Origin of the sequence: Metalysinibacillus jejuensis, assembly GCF_003057615.1 — a bacterium.
In the GTDB taxonomy this organism is placed as follows: domain Bacteria; phylum Bacillota; class Bacilli; order Bacillales_A; family Planococcaceae; genus Metalysinibacillus; species Metalysinibacillus jejuensis.
Genome location: NZ_QAFW01000041.1, coordinates 1 through 20,590, shown reverse-complemented (window position 1 = coordinate 20,590; position 20,590 = coordinate 1). Strand labels below are relative to the sequence as shown.

The 20,590-nt window shown below is 38.9% G+C and carries 17 protein-coding genes and 2 pseudogenes; 8 read left to right on the top strand and 11 right to left on the bottom strand.

The features are described from left to right. Window positions 1–114 (bottom strand): helix-turn-helix domain-containing protein (locus tag DDE80_RS11105; RefSeq protein WP_153060878.1); only part of this gene is annotated, 114 nt, incomplete at its 3' end. Window positions 115–202: 88 nt separating this feature from the next. Between DDE80_RS11105 and DDE80_RS11100 the strand changes: the two genes are divergently transcribed. Next, window positions 203–343 (top strand): ribbon-helix-helix domain-containing protein, encoded by a 141-nt coding sequence (locus DDE80_RS11100; protein WP_108306967.1) that lies wholly within the window; start codon window positions 203–205, stop codon window positions 341–343. Window positions 344–454: 111 nt separating this feature from the next. On the opposite strand, the gene bioD is transcribed toward DDE80_RS11100, so the two are convergent. Then, window positions 455–925 carry a dethiobiotin synthase gene (gene bioD / locus DDE80_RS11095; protein ID WP_108307769.1) on the bottom strand — a complete coding sequence of 157 codons (471 nt, stop codon included), beginning with the start codon at window positions 923–925 and terminating at the stop codon, window positions 455–457. A gap of 163 nt (window positions 926–1,088) precedes the next feature. On the opposite strand from bioD, the gene chrA reads away from it, so the two are divergent. Beyond that, window positions 1,089–2,240, top strand: coding sequence for a chromate efflux transporter (gene chrA / locus DDE80_RS11090; protein ID WP_108307767.1), 1,152 nt, complete (start codon window positions 1,089–1,091; stop codon window positions 2,238–2,240). Window positions 2,241–2,359: 119 nt separating this feature from the next. Here the strand turns inward: chrA and DDE80_RS11085 are convergent, their stop codons facing one another. Continuing rightward, window positions 2,360–2,731 carry a DsrE family protein gene (locus DDE80_RS11085; protein WP_108307766.1) on the bottom strand — a complete coding sequence of 124 codons (372 nt, stop codon included), beginning with the start codon at window positions 2,729–2,731 and terminating at the stop codon, window positions 2,360–2,362. Window positions 2,732–2,856: 125 nt separating this feature from the next. Between DDE80_RS11085 and DDE80_RS11080 the strand changes: the two genes are divergently transcribed. Both DDE80_RS11080 and DDE80_RS11075 read left to right on the top strand, forming a co-directional pair. After that, window positions 2,857–3,144, top strand: a complete 288-nt coding sequence (locus tag DDE80_RS11080; protein WP_235612326.1) for an ArsR/SmtB family transcription factor — start codon at window positions 2,857–2,859, stop codon at window positions 3,142–3,144. Then, window positions 3,141–4,415 (top strand): arsenic transporter, encoded by a 1,275-nt coding sequence (locus DDE80_RS11075; RefSeq protein ID WP_201261526.1) that lies wholly within the window; start codon window positions 3,141–3,143, stop codon window positions 4,413–4,415. The genes DDE80_RS11080 and DDE80_RS11075 overlap by 4 nt, the downstream gene beginning before the upstream one ends. Window positions 4,416–4,635: 220 nt before the next feature. On the opposite strand, the pseudogene DDE80_RS11070 reads toward DDE80_RS11075, so the two are convergent. From DDE80_RS11070 to DDE80_RS11035, 8 genes and pseudogenes are all read right to left on the bottom strand, one after another. After that, window positions 4,636–5,712: pseudogene (locus tag DDE80_RS11070) on the bottom strand (DNA topoisomerase); the annotation flags it as partial. A 100-nt stretch (window positions 5,713–5,812) separates the two neighbouring features. After that, the gene (ltrA, locus tag DDE80_RS11065; RefSeq protein ID WP_108307759.1) at window positions 5,813–7,639 is read right to left on the bottom strand and encodes a group II intron reverse transcriptase/maturase; all 1,827 of its coding nucleotides are present in this window, start codon (window positions 7,637–7,639) and stop codon (window positions 5,813–5,815) included. A gap of 705 nt (window positions 7,640–8,344) precedes the next feature. Beyond that, window positions 8,345–9,445: pseudogene (locus tag DDE80_RS11060) on the bottom strand (DNA topoisomerase); the annotation flags it as partial. Between the two features lie 2 nt (window positions 9,446–9,447). Beyond that, window positions 9,448–10,170, bottom strand: coding sequence for a hypothetical protein (locus DDE80_RS11055; RefSeq protein WP_108307757.1), 723 nt, complete (start codon window positions 10,168–10,170; stop codon window positions 9,448–9,450). Next, on the bottom strand, window positions 10,170–13,844 hold the full coding sequence (locus tag DDE80_RS11050; protein ID WP_161952320.1) for an AAA domain-containing protein: 3,675 nt from the start codon (window positions 13,842–13,844) through the stop codon (window positions 10,170–10,172). The genes DDE80_RS11055 and DDE80_RS11050 overlap by 1 nt, the downstream gene beginning before the upstream one ends. Window positions 13,845–13,933: 89 nt before the next feature. Further along, complete coding sequence (locus DDE80_RS11045; protein ID WP_108307753.1) at window positions 13,934–14,488, bottom strand: NADPH-dependent FMN reductase; 555 nt, start codon at window positions 14,486–14,488, stop codon at window positions 13,934–13,936. 81 nt (window positions 14,489–14,569) lie between these two features. Then, entirely contained in the window at window positions 14,570–16,417 is a 1,848-nt protein-coding gene (locus DDE80_RS11040) for a cation:proton antiporter (protein ID WP_108307751.1), read from the bottom strand. A gap of 76 nt (window positions 16,418–16,493) precedes the next feature. Beyond that, window positions 16,494–17,180: an NAD(P)H-binding protein gene (locus tag DDE80_RS11035; protein ID WP_235612325.1), complete on the bottom strand. Its 687-nt coding sequence runs from the start codon at window positions 17,178–17,180 to the stop codon at window positions 16,494–16,496. 148 nt (window positions 17,181–17,328) lie between these two features. Here DDE80_RS11035 and DDE80_RS11030 point away from each other — a divergent pair, with 148 nt between their 5' ends. From DDE80_RS11030 to DDE80_RS11015, 4 genes are all read left to right on the top strand, one after another. After that, window positions 17,329–17,514 carry an SE1832 family protein gene (locus tag DDE80_RS11030; RefSeq protein WP_108307749.1) on the top strand — a complete coding sequence of 62 codons (186 nt, stop codon included), beginning with the start codon at window positions 17,329–17,331 and terminating at the stop codon, window positions 17,512–17,514. Between the two features lie 18 nt (window positions 17,515–17,532). Further along, window positions 17,533–19,095, top strand: coding sequence for an ABC-F family ATP-binding cassette domain-containing protein (locus DDE80_RS11025; RefSeq protein ID WP_108307748.1), 1,563 nt, complete (start codon window positions 17,533–17,535; stop codon window positions 19,093–19,095). A gap of 239 nt (window positions 19,096–19,334) precedes the next feature. Continuing rightward, the gene (gene spx / locus DDE80_RS11020; RefSeq protein ID WP_108307746.1) at window positions 19,335–19,739 is read left to right on the top strand and encodes a transcriptional regulator Spx; all 405 of its coding nucleotides are present in this window, start codon (window positions 19,335–19,337) and stop codon (window positions 19,737–19,739) included. A 19-nt stretch (window positions 19,740–19,758) separates the two neighbouring features. Continuing rightward, a complete protein-coding gene (locus DDE80_RS11015) occupies window positions 19,759–20,184 on the top strand; it encodes a MarR family winged helix-turn-helix transcriptional regulator (protein ID WP_108307745.1) in 426 nt (141 codons plus the stop codon). Window positions 20,185–20,590 lie beyond the last annotated feature (406 nt).

Here is a 20,590-nt window from a genome sequence, read left to right as displayed (position 1 = left end):
CGCAAGCATCTTATTGTAGACAAGACGAACACAACCAAATGTTTTGGCTAATAATACTGCCTGTTCTCTGTTTGGTAGTAAACGGAATTTGAAAGCTTTGTTTTGTTTAGTCATATCAATTCACCTCGCTTTATACGGAATAATATCGTATATATTGATTGTATCGTAGAAATACCGTACAATCAAGTGAGAGGTGATAATTTTGAAAGATAATAAAGAACGTGTAGAAATTCGTATGCCTAAATCAATTATCGAAAAATTAGATAAATACCAAGAAGAAAACGGACTGTCTACAAGAACAGCAACTATTCTCGAATTATTGCGAAAAGGCTTAGAAAAATAACGTTGGCTAAAGCCAACCGAAATTCATCTCCCACCTACTCATTGGTGCTATTCGCACCTTCACATTCCTTGAGGATGGGAGACTTCTTTCGGAAAGCCGTTCATCTCCCACCTACTCATTGGTGCTATTCGCACCTTCACATTCCTTGAGGATGGGAGACTTCTTTCGGAAAGCCGTTAAATCAATTAAGCAGTAAGTACTGTCTGTTTTTAACGGCACAAACAATCCACCTGCACCTTCACAAATCACCACATCATGCTGTTGTTGAAGTGATGCTAATTGCGATAAAATTACTTGTTCATCAATCACTTTGCCTTCGAGTTGCGCCGCATAATGCGGTGACGCGGGCACTTTATAAGCGTAACCGTTCATTTTAGTTTCATCGAGCGGTTGCAAACTATACTGTTGATACATCGCTGTATCGTAATATGTTTTACGACCATCTCTTTCAATTTCTCCTGTTTGTACAGGCTTATAAGGTACAGCATCGTAACCTAAAGCTTGTACTTGACGTAGCATCGTCGTCGTAACGAATGTTTTCCCTACATCTGTATCTGTCCCCACAATCCAAAAATGTTGCATATGTTAACTTCCCCCTCACTTTGTGTTAACTAAGTACTTTTTAAAGTTAACACAATGCGACTGCTGTTGTAAATATATTTCGACAATTTCATTTTTACAAAATCTTAACTTGTACAAAGACATAGGGATTTGTAGCATGAGGGTAAGGTAAGGGAGGCTTATTATGAAAAACTATTTAACCATCTTTATGACTGCACTCAAACTAGGGCTGACCTCATTTGGTGGCCCTACAGCACATTTAGGGTATTTTCAAAAGGAATATGTACAAAAAAGAAAATGGCTCTCTAATGAGCAATACACGGATCTCGTAGCACTTGCTCAGTTTTTACCTGGCCCTGCTTCAAGTCAAGTTGGTATGGGCATTGGCTTACTACGAGGTGGTATTATCGGTAGCTTATTAGCATTTATTGGCTTTACACTACCATCCGTTATCATATTAATGGTATTTGCTTTATTTTTAGTAGGAACGTCTATTGATTTAGGATTTATTCAAGGCTTAAAACTCGTAGCAGTTGCTATTGTGGCACAAGCATTACTTGATATGAGTAAAAAACTACTACCTACAGCTAAACATGTATTGCTAGCTATTGCTGCGCTAAGTGCACTGCTTTTATTTCAGGCTTCATGGTTACAAATCGTTGTTATTATCGTTGCAGCGATTATCGGTCAATTTATTTTTACTCAAACAGCTAGCACGCAACAAACTTTTACCTTTAGCAAAAAAATAGGTACGCTCTGTTTAAGTGCTTTCGTTATTTTACTCATTGCCTTACCACTCGTTGCCCGCTTTACAAACAATGCTTGGCTACTACTATTCGAAAAATTTTATACAGCTGGTGCTTTTGTCTTCGGTGGTGGTCATGTCGTACTACCATTATTAGAAACACAATTTGTTACAACAGGCTTATTATCTTCTGCCGATTTTTTAGCAGGGTATGGATTAACACAAGCTGTACCGGGCCCTTTGTTCACATTCGCTGCCTATATCGGTACGCTGACAAATGGTATAGCTGGCGGAATTGTAGCTACTATCGCTATATTTTTACCCGCCTTTCTTCTCATAATAGGGGCGTTACCTTTTTGGCAACTTTTAAGTGCTAACCCTAAACTTCGAGGCGCTGTCGTCGGTATGAATGCAGCTGTCGTCGGTATTTTAGGCGCTGCTTTTATTTCGCCTATCATCACGCATACTGTAACAAGTGTTAAAGATGTCGCTGTGTTACTCGTATTAGTAGCAATCGTATTTTTTGCGAAACAGCCACCTTGGGTAACGGTCGTTAGCGGTCTACTACTAGGCCTGCTCTTTTATAGATAAGTTACGTACACGCGATACTTTAGATAGAACAGCGTTAATTATGTATAGCTATAAGTAACAAAAACAGGTAGAGAAAATAAATTTTCTCTACCTGTTTTATGTTAAACATCAATGTACGATTAGTTAAGTTGCAATGATTTTTTAGCACCCATCAGGGCATCAACAACATAATCTGCTGATACAATTTGTGCTGCTTCAATTAAGTTTTCTTCTTTTACACCATTATGAATCATACAAGCTGAACAAACTTTTAATGTGCCGCCTGCTGCAATAAATTTCTCTAGTAATTCTTGTACAGGTAGGAACGGATCACCGATGTCAATTTTCTCTGCAAAGCCTTTAGATGCTAAATGTACAGCATCTGACAATAGTAAAACTTCAGCTTTATGCCCTTTCTCTGCTGCTTTCCAACCCATTGTAAATGCAATTGTTACGTTATTCGGATTATTATCGTGATGTGCTAATGTAATTAATAAATCTGCAAATTCCATTATAATTTCCTCCTCTTTTGTATACCCTCACCCGTATAATACCTCATTTTTTTCATTTAGCCTATTAATTTGCTCAATTATCCGTTATCATATAAGAATTCACTTATATGAGGAGATGAACGATTTTGTTAAGTCAACAATTAAAAGCTTTAGCTGATGATAATCGCTTACGTATACTCGCATGCTTAAAGCAAGGTGAGTGTTGTGTATGCGATTTTATCGATGTATTAAATGTTTCACAACCTGCAGTGAGTCAGCATCTTAAAAAATTAAAGGATGCTGCTATTATTACGGAGCGTGTAGCAGGAAAATGGAAATACTATCAAATCGCCTCACCGATGTCACCTATTGTCGCTAGTGTTATGGGTGAGTTAACACCTATTACATTCCGTAAAGGGACGTGTACAAATTGATTGCAGCTGCTTTATTTTTTATTACCTTACTGTTTGTTATTTGGCAACCTAAAAACCTTTCCATAGGCTGGTCGGCTATGGTAGGTGCTACGCTCGCATTACTCGTCGGCGTCGTGAGCTTTCAAGACGTTATTGATGTGTGGCATATTATTTGGAATGCTACGCTTGCCTTTATTGGCATTATTATTATTTCGCTCATTCTTGATGAGCTAGGTTTCTTTGAATGGGCGGCGCTTCATATGGCAAAGCTTGCTAGAGGAAATGGCATAGTATTGTTTATTTATTTAATTTTACTAGGGGCTGTTGTCTCCGCGTTATTTGCAAATGACGGTGCCGCTCTATTATTAACACCTATCGTTTTAGCTATGATTCGTAAACTACAATTTGATGATCGTATGATTTTTCCTTACATTATTGCTAGTGGCTTTATCGCAGATACCGCTTCCCTACCGCTCGTAGTAAGCAATTTAGTTAATATTGTATCTGCTGATTTTTTCGGCCTTCACTTTGTGGACTATGCACAACAGATGTTGATACCCTTTATTTTTTCCGTAACAGCAAGCTGCATCATTTTACTTTTATTTTTCCGCAAGCAATTGCCTAAAAGTTACGATTTAACGCAAGTAGCAACACCTATGAGTGCAATTAAAGATGTGCGCTTATTTAATATAGCCTTCGTTTTATTAGGTCTATTATTAATTGGTTACTTTACAAGTAGTATTATAGCGATTCCTGTATCTTTCATTACTACAGCCATTGCATTGTTATTTTTAGCTTTGGCACAAAAAAGCAAGGCGGTTTCTACAACTACTGTCATTAAGGGAGCACCGTGGGCCATTGTCTTTTTCTCACTAGGTATGTATGTCGTCGTTTACGGGTTACGCAATGCAGGACTAACGCAATTGCTTACTACAGTTATAGAACAAGCAACAGATCACGGCTTATTTGTTGCCACTATGAGCATGGGCTTTATCGCTGCTATTATTTCCTCCCTGATGAATAATATGCCAACAGTTATGATTGATGCGTTAGCGATTGCTGATACGACAGCTAGCGGTACGATGAAAGACGCTTTAATTTATGCTAATATTATCGGCTCTGATTTGGGTCCAAAGTTTACTCCTATCGGCTCACTAGCTACGTTGCTATGGCTACATGTTTTGTCGCGTCAAGGCATTACGATTTCGTGGGGGTATTATATGAAGGTCGGTATTATTTTAACAGCACCTGTACTTTTTATTACGCTATTTGGTCTTTACTTAACGTTATAATTTAGTAATCTAAACAATACCTAGTTGACAACTAAACTTTAAAGCATTATGCTCTCTAAAATAACTCTTTTAGGGAGACGTTGGGATGCGAAATTATGATGTAACGAAAAAAACAGCGCTCACCACTTTATTTTGGCGTAGCGCTGTTCCTATTTTTTTACTGTGTATTTGGGTATGGCTTGCCTCTTGGCTACCTATTCCCTCACCCACAGATTTTACATTAATCAAATTTTAAACCTTTTAATGCATTAGCTAATGCATCATTTACTGGCTCATCTTCTTGTTGTTTCATATATTTTTGAACGTCGCGTTTACTTACTTTGCCTTTACTACTTTGTTGGCGACGTTTTTGGAAAGCTGACATTTTTTCGCGGTAGCCACAGCGACATGTAAAGATTTGGCCATCGCCTTCCCCGCGTAATTCTAATTTCTTTTTACACTCCGGACATCTCGCATTTGTCGTGCGCGATACATTTTTACGATGACCACACTCACGATCTTGACAAACTAACATTTTACCTCGCTTACCATTAACCTCAAGCATTGGCTTGCCGCAATCTGGACATGATTTACTTGAAATATTATCATGTTTAAACTTCGTCGTATCCGCTTTGATTTCTTGCACGATGGCTTTCGTGTAATCTTTCATTTCAGCAATAAAATCTGCTTTTTTTAATTTACCATGGGCAATTTGATCAAGCTTCAACTCCCACTCACCTGTTAGCTCTGGCGAACGTAAGCCCTCAGGTACTAGTTCAAGCAATTGCTTACCTTTTGACGTAACAAAAATGTCTTTCCCACCACGTTTTTCAATTAAAAATGAATTAAATAATTTATCAATAATATCTGCACGCGTTGCTACTGTCCCAAGACCACCCGTAGATTTTAATGTAGCTGCTAACTTTTTATCACTCGCTTGCATATAGCGCGTTGGATTTTCCATAGCTGATAGCAATGTCGCTTCATTAAAACGTGCTGGTGGCTTCGTTTGGCCTGTCGTCTCATTAACGAGCGTTACCGGTAGTTTATCGCCTTTACGTAATTGAGGTAATAACTGCTCTTTAACGTCTTGTTCCTCTTCATCTATATGGTGATACACTTCTTTAAAACCTTGAGCTAGCACTGTCTTGCCTCGAGCGATAAAGTGCTCGTCTGCGATAAGCGCATGCACAGTGAGTTGTTCGAATTCATGCGGTGGATAAAGCACTGCTAAAAAGCGTTTAACGACTAAATCGTAAATTTTACGTTCCTTATCAGTAAAGGCAGAAAAATTCACATATTCTTCTGTCGGAATAAATAGGAATAGGTAACTTTCCACTTCGGCATTATCCGTTAAGTGTACTCGTTTTCCCCTCCTCCGCACCGTACGTGAGAGTTTCCTCTCATACGGCGCTCCATCAAATAGTCAGTAGATTAATCGGTTCAAGATTACAATGTTTTCGAAGTTTATTTAGCTTGTTTAGGGCTTTTTTATCTTCAATGATATTTTGGTATTTCTCAATCGATTCATTTGTTGTTGCGTGTATTAATTTATGCACCAATTTGTGGACAATTCGTAGGTTTTTATATTCATCTGTACCACCTTGATTTCGGGGGAGTACATGATGACAGTGTAGTTCTTCTATGGTTAATTGTTTCCCTGTTACTTCACATTTCATTTGTGACATGGAAGCTCTTGAAACACGATTATCATTGTATTCAGCACTTTCATATGGATTATACATTTTAGCCAATTGAATAATGTCATCTCTTGTTAGGCTTGTTAGGCTTTTTGAAGATTTTATTCGACCTTCTTGTGTATAATCACAGATATCTTGACTAAAGTTCATAACTTTTTTATGCTGAACGTAATGAATTGGATAGATACATACGTTGTGAATCTTCCATGTTTTCGATTCAGATTTCCCATAGAATTTCTTATATAGCGGTGACATGTCGGTGTCACTTGGCTTTAAGAATTTCCCTACTTGCCTTAACTTGTGATGCATATATGGTTTCAGTGTGAAAGCCAATTTCGCAAAATCTATATTGCAGTAGGTAGCACAGCTATAATACTCATGCCAACCTAAAATCATACTGTTGAGTTTTGTAATATGGGATGATTGAATGTTATCTGGGATAATTTTGACTTGTTCTTTTATCTCCTTTTTCATTCTTTCAAGTGCTTTGTCTGATACGTGTGATTGTGCCACATACCCTCCAAACGTTTTTCCCTTTTTCACAGCTTTGATTTTTACTCCTAAAAAGTCAGAGTAGTTTTTCCGCAAATTAATAATTTTTGACTTTTCCTCACTGATGTCCAATTTCAAGCGAATTTTTAGCCAGTCTTTAACCGCATATAATATTCTTTTTGCACTCTGATAATCTTTACACATAATTTTGAAATCATCTGCGTATCTCACAATATACATTTGTTTTAATTTTGTTTTCTTTTGTTGATTTTTCTGACTTGCATAGTTTTTGTATTTCTTTTGTGTTGTGAAAGTTTCCCATTGTGAAGAAATCCACCAATCTAATTCGTTTAAAACAATATTAGATAAAAGGGGGGAAAGAATTCCTCCTTGTGGTGTTCCTTTATTTGGAATACCTTCTCCTTGAATTGGAGCTTTTAACATAGCTTTGATGATGCTGATTAATTTCCTATCCTTTATCCCTAATGTGTACATTTGTTTAATAAGTTTTGTTTGATTCACATTATCGAAAAAGCCCTTAATATCAATATCAACAGTATAGTAAAACTTACCAATATTGATGAGGCTCATCATTCTTGAAATTGCATGTTTTGTACTTCGGTTAGGACGGAAACCATAACTATGTGGGTGGAATTTTGCTTCACATATCGGTTCTAACACTTGTTTAATACATTGTTGTACAAGTCTATCAATCATTGTCGGTATTCCTAAAGGGCGTGTTTTCCCATTTGCTTTCGGAATGTGGACTCGTCTAACAGTGTCGGGCTTATAAAACTTTAGTTTCTCTTGCACCGCTTCAATATACGATTCCAATGATTGATTTTTAATTTCATTAATTGTGAGTTTATCTGTGCCAGCAGTTTGACTGCCAGTATTACTTTTAATTGTGCGAAAAGCTAAACGAATATTATTTTCACTCGAAATAATACGCATTAAATTTCGAAACGATTCATTATTTTGTGACCGTTCATATAAGTCATCAAATATTTTTGTCATATCATAATAGTCATTGTATCTATATTTGTTCGTCACTCTGTTGGGACAACTCCTTTGCAGAAAATTGTTTTCCCTTTCTTACCCGAAAAACAGAGTTAGTTTTGAATCGATTAATCCATTCTTATTTGACTCGTGCCTATCCCTCCACTACTTATTATCATAGCTTCATCGGTACTGTGGCACTACTTTCACCAAGATAAAGTAGCTTATTATACCCGAAGGATTTTTCGTCTACAACTGTCCTCGACTATGAGTTTCTGTAATACAGATACAGTTCTTGGCTTCCCACGTTCCAAAGATTCCCGTTAACGTAATACTTAGGTGCTTCCTTTGAGCCTGTTAGCTTGATACCGTCTGTTGCTCGGTATAGAGTTTTTCATAACGCGAAATCTTACTCAACTCCACTAACTTACCATTATTGGTAATACCTTATCGTCACAGATAAGATAACCACCTATAGACCCGTACATTCAGAAGTTCGTCAGTATATTTGTACATTCTCACCATATATTACAACCACCCGACTACTCTAAGTGACAGTTCTTAATTCCCGTTCACTTTCGCCGACTTCACCCCGCTTTAAACAGTTCCACAATAGTCTGCTTTCCTGCTTAGGGGAGTATTAGTGTGAGGGTTTCAGCTCAGCATGACGGCTTTCATTCCCCTCAAGGATTCTTCAGTTTTCTAATAAATCTTCCCAACCAATATTTCTATTGGAATTTCAGATTAACGTGTCGCACTCGCGTGATGATCACTTACTTTACTATCATCTACAAAGGATTTATTCGCTTTAATTGGTTTTGTTAACACCTTATTAGCTAGTGGACGATACTCACCGACACCGCATGATTTAATACGCTCTGGTAGAGTAGCTACAATATCGCTCGATAAAAAGCGCGAGTCAGTACGTGGGTACGTCAACACTTTATGTTGCTCATACAGCTTTTGCATAATATTTAGCGTTTCTTTAGCAGAGTATCCGAAAATTTTATTAGCATCGCGCTGTAATTCTGTTAAATCATATAGGCCTGGGGCATACGTTTTTTTATGTTTTTTATCAACCGCTGTAATAACCGCTTGTTCATCATTAATTTTTTGCATAACAGCTGTTGTTTTCGCGCGATCAAACGTTTTTGTATCTTGCGTTTTTACATCTTGCCATGTAAATTTAACGTCTTTTGTAATAGCTTCTACACCGTAAAATGTTTTAGGTTTGAACGTATTTATTTCTTGCTCTCGCGCTGCAATAATAGCAACTGTCGGTGTTTGTACACGACCTGCTGACAGTTGGGCATTATGTTTTGTCGTAAGCGCACGTGTGGCGTTTAGCCCAACGTACCAGTCTGCTTCTGACCTTGCAACTGCTGCATGATATAAGTTTTCGTAAGCTTTACCTGGTTTTAAATTAGCGAAACCTTCTTTAATCGCTTTATCCGTAACCGAAGAAATCCATAGACGCTTTGTCGGTTTATTAACATGTGCTTTATCAATAATCCAACGCGCTACAAGCTCGCCTTCTCGCCCCGCATCTGTAGCAATAATAATTTCATTAACATCTTTGCGTAACAGTTGAGACTTTACCGCGTTATATTGCTTCGTCGTTTGACGAATGACCATCGTTTTTAGTGTAGGTGGTAGCATCGGCAAATCTTCTAAATTCCACGTTTTATACTTTTGATCGTACGCCTCTGGATCTGCTAATGTTACAAGATGACCAAGTGCCCATGTAACGATGTACGTATCACCTTCTAAATAACCGTTACCTTTTTTCGTGCATTTTAGCACGCGGGCAATGTCTCTTGCTACAGAAGGCTTTTCTGCAATCACGACTTTTTTAGCCATTATTATCCCTCATTCTTTCCATATTTTTCACGCCATTGTGGGCGTTTTTCGTTGAGTTTTTGTTCAATTGCACTATCAAAACGCTCCGCTAATACGTGCCAAGCGCGCGCATAATAACTATCTTCTTGTTTATTATAAAGGACAAAATACAAACAAGGCACATCATACACTTGTTGCATAGTTGCTTCATCAATTGTCAGCACAATATGATGAGGTGCTACAGTAAGATGTTTACAGTACTGCTCATCAGTCAATGTTGGCATCGCACTATCGTATAATGGTGCATAAAAATGTTCATTCGCTTCGACCGCTTCTAAACTAATCGTCGAAAATGCTTGATCCACTAAACTATAGAGCAATGTCGTTTTTGTAGAGGGAAGCTGTTGCTCAAAAATCCCTTGCGCTAACTGGCTCTCTCCTCTAGTAGTTAACGCGTAAGGCACTTGTTGTGTAATCATTCGTTGTGCTTGTAGCATGTGCAAAATGTCTGTAATAAAAATAAGTTCCACGTGTAAAAGCTCACTAATTTGTTCGGCTTTACTAATAGGTAATTTACGAATGACAATCAATACCATCTTCATTAATACGTCCATTGCTACCCGTGAAGTTGGCGTATACTGGACATCTATTGCTTGCAGTGGCACACTGCATTCACCACTCTCTACAATGCTAACATGTAAATCGCTTAATAACTCACGCTTTAGCCGTTGTTTCAACTCCTGCATTACTTCACCCCTACTGCTCCTACTTTATAGCTACCGCCCACTTGCTCAACAGTCGCACGTAATGTTGTATACATCTCACGCGTGTCGCTATGACGCGCTTTTTCAGCAAACATTTCGCTATTACCTACGAGTATTAGCAACTGACGTGCGCGTGATAAGGCAACGTTAAGACGTCTATAATCTTTGGCAAATCCTACATCTCCACCTTTTTTAGCATTACGTACCATACTAACCATCACGATATCCATTTCCATCCCTTGGAACTTATCGACTGTTCCTGTACGAATGAGTAAATGGGGTAACGCCACTTCCTGTTCTACAAGACGTTTTAAACGTTTCACTTGCTCGCCATAAAAGCTAATAACGCCTACCGTTTTTTGTTCATTCAGCGGTATACTACCTGCTTGCTTCGCCTCTGCGACCGCCTCATTCGTTTCAATCAGCACGCGTTTAATTGTCGCTAACTCACCTTCGTTATAGCGGCTCGTTCCATTGACAACACGTTGTTCGTAATAAGCTTCAGTAGACGGGGTATCTAGCCATACTAAATGGTTGTCGCGCTTAAAGTAAGTCGTTGTTAAACCGTGATCACGCTCACTATCTTGTAAGCCGCATTGTAACCCTCCTGCTTCATCCGCATAAAAAGGCGCAATACTTTGCATAATTTGATCATGCATTCGATATTGAATCGCTAGCATTTGTTTATGCGTTGCAGGCAATTGTTTAAATAAGCGCTCAAATAAAGACTCTTTTAAAAGTTGCGCTATTTCTTTTTTGCCTTCAAGCGAAGGATTAGCGAGTAGCATTTGTGCCATCGTTTCTTCTAATGTATCGTCTCCTAGTAGCGGTGGTAATTGATGATGATCGCCTACTAAAATAATTTGCTTCCCTTTTAACATCGGCAATAATAACTCAGGTGGTGTAGCTTTCGATACTTCATCAATAATTACCGTATCAAATGCATCGAAGCTATTGGTAAACTCAGGGCGCGCTGAAGCCACACATGTCGTACCTACGACGTTCGCATGTGCAACATACATTTCACGTATTTTACTGCTATCTTCATCTGTCGCTTCTTGAAGTAAGGTGCGCCACGTCTCGCGTAACTCTGCTATAATCGGTTGTTGCGCTTGTTGTGCCACAAGTGTTGCGTAATGCTCATCTAAAGCACGTTGACGCGCTATAAGATCATCATATACTTGTTGCGGATTTGTTTGTATGAGCGCTTTGAGTGCAAGCGCTTCTTTTTGCAAATCGCTACCTTCTTTATTTTTTTGCCGGCTTATTGTTAATTGCGTTTCAATTTCTTGTTGTAGTTGCTCTATGCTAGCTTCGTACTGTTTAATTTGCTGTTGTAATTGCTCGAGTCGTGCAGTAATTTTAGCCTGCTGCATTTGCTCAAGCTCTACATCCAACTGCTGTTTTTCTACTTGTTTCAGCTCATTCGTTAATTGCTCAACAGAAGCGCTAGGCGGGGTACAAGTGAAATTTTGTAAACGTTGTTCTAACACTTGACGTTGCGCCTCTTTTTGTTGCTGCGTTTGCACAATAAAATCATTCATAAAACGCTCTTGTTGTAATACTTGTGGTAGCAATGTGCGGATATAAGCTAAATTATCTTGTATTTGTTGTTCACTATACTGATAGCTTTTACACTGGTGATGCACATAAACCCCTATTGTCATAAAGGATAGTAGCCATCGTGCACTCGCTTCTCCTGCTTCACGTTGCGTAAAAGCTTGTAAGCCTTGCGCTATTTTTTCAAACGAAAAGTTCGCTGTTTTCATAATGGCTTCTGCTCGACATGCCACATATGTCGCTTCATCTACTTCTTCAGCTAAAGCCGTAATTACTTGCTGAATGCGCTCTTGAATTTGTCGATACTTATACAGTTGCCCATACGCACGTAACGTTTGCGCTAGCCCTTTTGGAAAATGACGAACTGAAATACCGTACCGTTTAAAATAACGTGCTAGGCGTTCAGGCGTCGTCAGCGCAGCGATAAAACGCGCCGCCTCATCGTAATGAGCATTGTCATAAAGCTTATCAACTCGTTGATGTTGGTAGTGCTGTAGTTGCGCTACAACTTGTTGATAGGCGAGTTGTTGCTGTATATCAGCATAGCGCTCTTTATACTGGGCATACTTCTCTGCTAATTGTTTAGGCATGTTCGCATGCTTTTCAAACAATTGCTCTAGTTCATTTACTAACGTAAGCGAGGCTTGCTGTTGTGCTTGTTGCTTGATGATAAGCGCCTCTTTTTTTGCATCCGCCTCATCAATCATCGCTTTACACGCCACCATTTGCTCTCGTAACTGCGGTAAACGCTCTTCGGCTTGTGCCACTTGTTCTATATTTTTTTGATGATGCTCAAGTTCTCGTTGCAACGCTTCTTTCGTTTGTTGTAAATGATGTATTTGCTCCTGTAGCTTATCGCTTTCACTAGGCTGTTTAGCAATCGTTTGTTCTACTGCAGCGAGCGTTTGCTCTAGCCAATAATAACCTACATTTTCTTCAATAAAGGGGCGCCCTTCTTCCTCTATGCTTTCCGTACGTCCGAAGCGTAAAATTCTTGTATCTACATCTTTAAATAAACGACCGAGGGCATTGTCCACTGCTAAGTTAGATTGTGAGGCGATTAAGGTTCGCTTACCCGCTCGTACATTTTGCAGGCAAATTTCAGCAATCACTGTCGTTTTACCTGTGCCTGGTGGTCCTTGAATCGTAAAAATATCAGACGATGCTAGTGCACCTCGTACAGCACGTTGTTGATAGTCATTTAAGTCGTTATGAAAAGTAATAGGTTCAAGTGTTTTAAGTGGTTGTAAGCGAGGCGTTTTTTCAAACAAAACACTTTCTAAATTAGGGTTTACGGCAAGGCCATCTGCTAAAGCCTTAAAGCCACCACGTAAACGTTGTAACTGAATAAGTGATGCGCGGTTTGTAAATGTCACAAGTGGTTTACCTGCTAGTAATTGACGTTGCCTTGCTAAACGCTGTGCTTTAGCGCGCAGTTCAATGACCACCGTTTTTTCTTTAGCATTTACTTTTACCACATTACCGATATCACTGTGGGCTGCTAGTGACACACCATAATTTTCAATTTGTGAAAAAACTTTAGATTTTACAGTTAATTGCAGCGTCATTTTACTAAAGCTGTCATTAAAATAAGCTTGCTGGTAACTTGCCTCAATATCATTTTGTGTCTCTTTACTTTCTTGAATTTGTAAATAACCTTCCCAGCTAGCGATACGCTTTTCAACATAAGCCGAACGCTCTTTAGCAATCGGGAGTGCTTCTATCGCTTCTCGAAATGGTTTAGTAAAAATGCCTTTACGAAATGACTCTGTAATAAACTTCACATCAAGCGTTAGGCGGTAATTCGTTTCGAGGTGGGTGTGAAAGCGATGCGGCTCTGTTTGATAATTAACAACAAGAAAACCGTCTGCTTTACAAAGACAATGCATCACGATAACGTCCCCTTGCAATGCTTTATTTTCTCTCGGACTCATAATAAGCTTTACTTTTAACTCGTCCGAAGCTTGTGCTGCCTCTCGCTCAATATGAACGCGATAAAAAGATTGCTTGTTAAAAAGTTGCGCTGCTTTTTCATAATCATTTTCCATTTTAGCTCGAGCTGTTTTCGTTAAAATCACACTGCATTCTTGTCGCATACTACCCCTCCCTCTACGCAATACATATCTTTTCATTTTACCACAAAAAAATGCCACAGAGTATTTGAGGCTAACTCTGTGGCAAGCTATTATCTTTCATCAATTGCTTCTTTTGCTAACGTGCTACTCATCGCACAATACTGTACAAAGACACGCGCTAATTCACGCAAGCGATTTTGTACGCCTTCATCGATAATTTTATTATCAGCATTGAAGTGTGTTGTATGCGTGTACACATAGTTAGGTGTAACTAGTGCACGGAAGTAATCTAAAATTGGTTTCAGTTGATTTTCTACTACGAGATGATGCTGATACGTTCCACCGTTTGCTACAATTGATACAGGTTTATAACGCATCGTTTTAGGGTGTAGCATATCAAAGGCATTTTTTAATACACCTGGAATAGACGCTTGGAAAATCGGTGTTGCAATAATGTAAGCATCCGCTTCTTCAAACTTCGCTACCATTGCCTTCATTGAATCATTGAGTGGCGTACCATCAACAATTTGATGTTCATACTCGCTGAAATACATAATCTCTAACTCAAAATCTGGTGCAAGGTCTTGGATGTAAGTTTCGATTTGTTGTAAAATCGCTCCTGTTTTACGGCCTAATACTGTGCCGTCGACAAGTAAAATCTTCATGAATGAATACCCTCCACTTACTTAATAATGTATTTCTATTGTAGCAAAACATTATTGACCTGCGTAACAATTCCGATAAATTCAGTCTTTTGACGTAGCTTGTTTTCGGCGTTCTTGTTCTAAGCGCTCCTGCACACGTGCTTCTTTAACAGCCGGTGAAACTAAACTCACAATTGTTGCACCTGACTCTACATTACGCACTTTACCATTGACGAAGAAAGAAATATCGCCCTCTTCTCGCACGACAAATAACGGAATGCTGTCAGGCGCTTTAGAACGCATAAACTGGTTGTACGTATACTTATCGGTAATTGACGTACGACGCATAACGAAACCTTGCTCTAATAAGTCATTTAATTTATGAATATCTTGCGACGGCTCAAATAACATTTTACCGCCTAATGATTTACGATAGTTTTGCGGATCATTCATATGCATTGTAGTTTGATATAAATTTTCTCGCCCTAAATCTGGCACAAAGCTCGAACAAATAAGGGCATTGTAGGCATCATCAGTTGTTGCGGCAATCATTTTTTCATAAGGTGATAAATCTACACTATATTCGGTTTGTTCAGATAAGACATCGCCCGCTAAACTCGGTATCCCCATATGGCGTGCATCGCGTAAATCTTGCCAGTTGCGATCCATAATTAACACAGGCTTATTTAAATCTTGTAGCTCTTTTGCTAATACTGCAGCAAAAGGTGAACCACCAATAATTAATACACCCGATTCTTTAGTAGCAGTTAAGCCTAATTTATCCGCTAGCCAACTAATGGAGAAGCCATGAGCTAGTACCGTTGCAAAAACCAACGCCAATGTTAAAGCTGTTAAAACTTTGCCATCCTCATAACCAGCATCAACGAGCACCGTCGCAAAATAGCCTGATACCGTTAATGCAACAATGCCTCGCGGCGCAATCCAACCAAGTAAAATCTTTTCATTTAAAGGCACGCCTGTTTTAATAGTAGCAATAAAAATAGATAATGGGCGTACAATAAACATCATTGCTACTACAAATAACAGCATGCGAATATCTAAAATACTTTTTAACGTCTCAAGGGATAATGATGCCGTCAACATTACGAAAACGCTAGAAATTAATAGCACAGAAACATTTTCCTTAAAGTGACGCATATCGCGAATAGACGTTAAGTGCATATTTGCCATAATCATCCCCATCGCCGTCACCGCTAATAACCCTGTCTCATGCATTACTGTATCACTTAGCGCAAAGGCTAATAGTACAAAGGCAAAAACGACAGGTGATTTTAAATACTCTGGTACATAGCCTCGCTCTAAGACAACACCTAAGCTAAATCCGATGCCTAAACCTAGCAGTACAGCGAAAATAGCAGCCGCAAAGAACTCTAGTAAAGCTACTCCTGTAGTTTGTGCATCTAAAAATAGCACAACATTAAACGCAAATAAGGCAAGTAGTGCACCAAATGGATCGACGACAATGCCTTCCCATTTTAAAATCGAGGCAGGTCGCTCCTTTAATTTCGCTTGACGTAATAGCGGTAAAATAACAGTGGGTCCTGTCACAATAAACAGCCCGCCAATAACGAACGCTACTTGTAGTGATAAACCTGCTACGTAATGAGCAGCTAGCGACCCTGCAATCCACGCCACAAAAGCGCCTATCGTTGAAATACGAAAAATAGGTTTACGAAACCCTTTAATTTCTCTAAAGTCGAGGCTTAAACTACCTTCAAATAAAATAATCGCTACAGCTAATGAGATGAGCGGATTAAAAATAGCCCCAAAACTTTGCGAGGGATCAATTAAACCTAAAAATGGACCAACGAGTAAACCTGCAAAGGACATAATTACAATTGCTGGCACATTAAAGCGCCAAGCGAGCCATTGCGAAAGAATACCTAAAGAAACAATTAATGTAATTTGAAATAATAAAGAGTCTAACATAGTTTCACTTCCTTTCTTCTTTTGTTACCGTTTTTACTAAGAGTTATTCACGTTCTTTCCAATTAAATATAATTTCCTATTCTTCCTCCTCTATAATTGGTGGTGCTAAAGATTGTAAAATATGCGAAGGATATATGGCGACTTTCTGCTTTTTTTCATAGAGAGCAATGCATATCATCGCTGTTGCTACTTGGCTCGCTTCAATTGCTCGGTACTTCTTCAGTGGGCCAACTAATAGTGGCTGAGCAATCGTTAACACAACTCCCCCTAAACGCTCCCCTAAGCGAAATTCCTTACGTGGCCCCTTTAATAAAGACGGCCGTACAAGGGATAATTGTGGCAAATCTAGCTCAATAAGATCGCGCTCTAACATGCCTTTCACACGATTATAATAAACAAATGAAGTTGCTTTTGCCCCCATCGCTGTAATGACAATAAAGTGGGGTATCCCTTTTTTCTTAGCTAAAGAAGCGATGTGAAGAGGGTAACTAAAATCTACTTGTTCAAAAGCTTCTTTCGTCTTCGCCTTCTTTTTCGTAGTACCTAAGCAACAATATACTTCATGCGCAAAATCAATATCTTTCTCTTCTAAATACTCGAAGTCACGTACTTTTACGATGAGTTTTTCATGCGCAAAATCCAGTTGATGTCGCACGATAGCCGTCACTGAAACATACGTATCACATTCACATAGTTGTTTAATCAACTCGCTACCTACGAGACCTGTTGCTCCTACTACAATAGCTGAGCGTAAATTCATCATACTCACTCCTCCTTCTTCCTACCTTCATCTTTACATAGCTAGTTAACGTTTTCACTATATAATTTCGGCATAACGCGTTTGATTTTCCAATTTTGTCATGCTATATTTCAAAACAGGCTACACATATTAAGTGGAAGGAAGTTTTAACATGCATACAAAAAGCGAAATTCAGTACCAAATTACCGAGTTAAAAATGGAGTATATGAATTTACAAGGCGATATCGAAAAACTAGAATCAACAGGTCATAATGACATGGTAACAAAAGCAGAGCAACGTCTAGCTGCAATGGAAGTTCGTTTAGCTGAACTTAACAAGCAATTAGCGTCATTTTAAAGAGAAGAGGCAAACGCTATGGCAATATTAACAGTAGAAAAACTCGGTCACTCATTTGGTGATCGTACATTATTTAAAGATGTATCATTTCGTTTAGTGGAAGGTGACCATATTGGTTTAGTTGGTGCTAACGGCGTCGGTAAATCAACATTAATGAGCATCATTACAGGTCAAGCCATTCACGATACAGGCAAAGTAGAGTGGCTCCCTAACACACATTACGGCTATTTAGATCAGCACACTGTCTTAGAGACGGGACGCACTATGCGCGATGTACTGCGTGATGCCTTCCTTCCTTTATATAAAAAAGAAGAAGCCCTAAATGATATTACGAATCAGATGGCTGATGCAACACCAGAACAATTAGAAAAATTACTAGAAGACATGGCGGAAATTCAAGATGCGCTCGATGCGGGCGACTTTTACACGCTCGATATGAAAATCGAGGAAGTAGCACGTGGGCTAGGGCTAGATGCAATTGGACTCGACCGTGATGTAGCTGCCTTATCAGGTGGACAGCGTACAAAAGTTTTACTCGCTAAGCTACTGTTAGAAAAACCGAAAGTATTATTGCTCGATGAGCCGACCAACTACTTAGACGAAGAACATATTACATGGCTTGCTAACTATTTGAAAAACTACCCGCATGCTTTCCTCCTCATCTCACATGATACGGAATTTATGAACGGCGTCGTTGACGTTATTTTTCATTTGGAGTTTTCTAAACTCACACGGTATACAGCAACGTATGAAAAATTTATAGAGCTTGCGGAAATCAATAAACGACAACATATCGATGCCTACGAAAAGCAACGCGACTTTATTAAAAAGCAAGAGGATTTTATCGCAAAAAATAAAGCGCGCTACTCTACGACTGGTCGTGCGAAGTCGCGTCAAAAACAACTTGATCGTATGGAGCTAATTGATCGCCCTGAAACAGCACTTAAACCGACATTTGAATTTAAACAGTCTCGTTCTTCAGGACGCTATGTAGTAGAAGCTAAAGATTTAGTCATTGGGTATGACAAACCCCTTCTGCCTCCGTTAACTTTTGCCATTGAACGCGGTGAAAAAATCGCATTAGTTGGCATGAACGGTGTTGGTAAATCTACATTATTAAAAACGATGATGGGTAAAATTAAAGCGTTAGATGGCACAGTAGCACGCGGTGACTTTTTATTCCCTGCCTATTTTGAACAGGAAGTAAAAGCACCACATATTACACCCATTGACGATGTATGGGGCGCTTTCCCAAGCATGACGCAAAGTGAAGTACGTGCAGCACTGGCCCATGCTGGTTTAAAAAATGAACATATTTCTCGACCGATGAATCAACTATCAGGTGGCGAGCAGGCTAAAGTCCGTTTATGTAAACTGAGTATGGAAGAAAGCAACTGGCTGATCTTTGACGAACCTACTAATCACTTAGACGTCGATGCTAAAGCAGCATTAAAAGAAGCAATGAAAAATTATAAAGGTACAATTATTTTAGTAAGCCATGAACCTGAGTTTTATGATGGGCTTGTTACAAAAGTATGGAATGTTCAAGACTGGTTTACAACTGGTACACAAACAATATAGGACCGACGGGCAGCGAGTTTCGCTGTCCGTTTTTGTTTACTTACATCAATGTAAGACAGTTTTCAGAAACTTTTTTACTGAAAGCACGTATATATTAGTGAAAAGTGGGAATAGATAACTATGCTAAAGTAATTCAAAAATTCCCATTGACTTATAAGTAGTTTAGTGGTAAGATATATGTATAGTACAAATAAGCTACTAGCTAAGTTAAAATCTAAAACAAATAGGAGGAATGAAGAATGACAGTAACGATTTATTCACAAGCGAGCTGTTCTTCATCCAGAAAAGCATTAAAATGGCTAAAAGAAAATGAAATTCCTTTTAAAGAAAAACGTATTACATCACAACCGCTTACTTTAGCTGAATTTAAAGAAATCTTAAGTATGACGGAAGACGGTACGGATGAAATTATCGCAACTAATTCAAATGACTATAAAAATTTAAATTTAGATATCGAACAACTTTCTATTCAGGAACTATATGAAGTCATCCAAGAGCACCCACGTATGTTACGCAGCCCAATCTTAATTGATGAAAAACGTATTCAAGTCGGCTACAATGAAATGGACATTCGTCGTTTCATTCCGCGTAAAGTACGTGCATTCGAACTGCATGCTATGCAACGTCTAGCGCAAGAGAGTTAAGTAGTTGGAGCTGATTATAGTGGATAATCAAAAACGTGAAACCGTCTCTTCTCTATTTGCCATCGCTGCTTCATTAGAGCGTAAATGGACAAATGATTGGAATACGCATAATTCTTTAGGTTTTTCTAAAACGCATATTTTATTACTAGAGTTTCTTTCGACTGAAGGGCCTAAGCGTCCATCAGCAATCGCTGAACACTTACAAGTAACGTCTGGCGGTGTTACAGTGTTAACGACCAAGCTTTTAAAGTCTGGTTTTATCGAAAAAACACAACAAACTACCGATCGACGTGCCTCTCAAATCGCCATCACAGAACAAGGCGAAGAACTGTTAGAGCAATCGAAACAACAAATTGAAGCTTTAGTGACGAATATGTTTGGTATGCTTTCTCATGAAGAGCTCGTAACCTTACGAGATATTTTCACAAAATGTTTAACCAAATAAAAGCTCAAATAATCCGCGGATTATTTGAGCTTTTTTGTGTACAGCGCAACTTGCTGGCCTTCTTCTTCAATTGTTGCTTGGTAAATAAAGGATAACTTCTCTACTAATTTAATTGAGCCTTCATTACGAGGTGCAATTTTAGCATGGACTTCTGTTTGAGACTCCCACGGCTAAAGCCGCAAGCCCTTCACCTTGCGATGTACGGGTGGGATTCTTGAGTGATGTACCGTTCGCAATTCATTTCTGCTTTGAACAATCCTCAAGATAAGGGCATCTCACTGCCCCTCCCTATCCAGTGCCTATAGCAGATAGGGCTACACTACTGTTACCATAGTGTACAGCTTTTGGTTCGTCATATGTTTTAGCGTCTTTTGCTTGACGACACATATTGTTTTACCGATAGCAT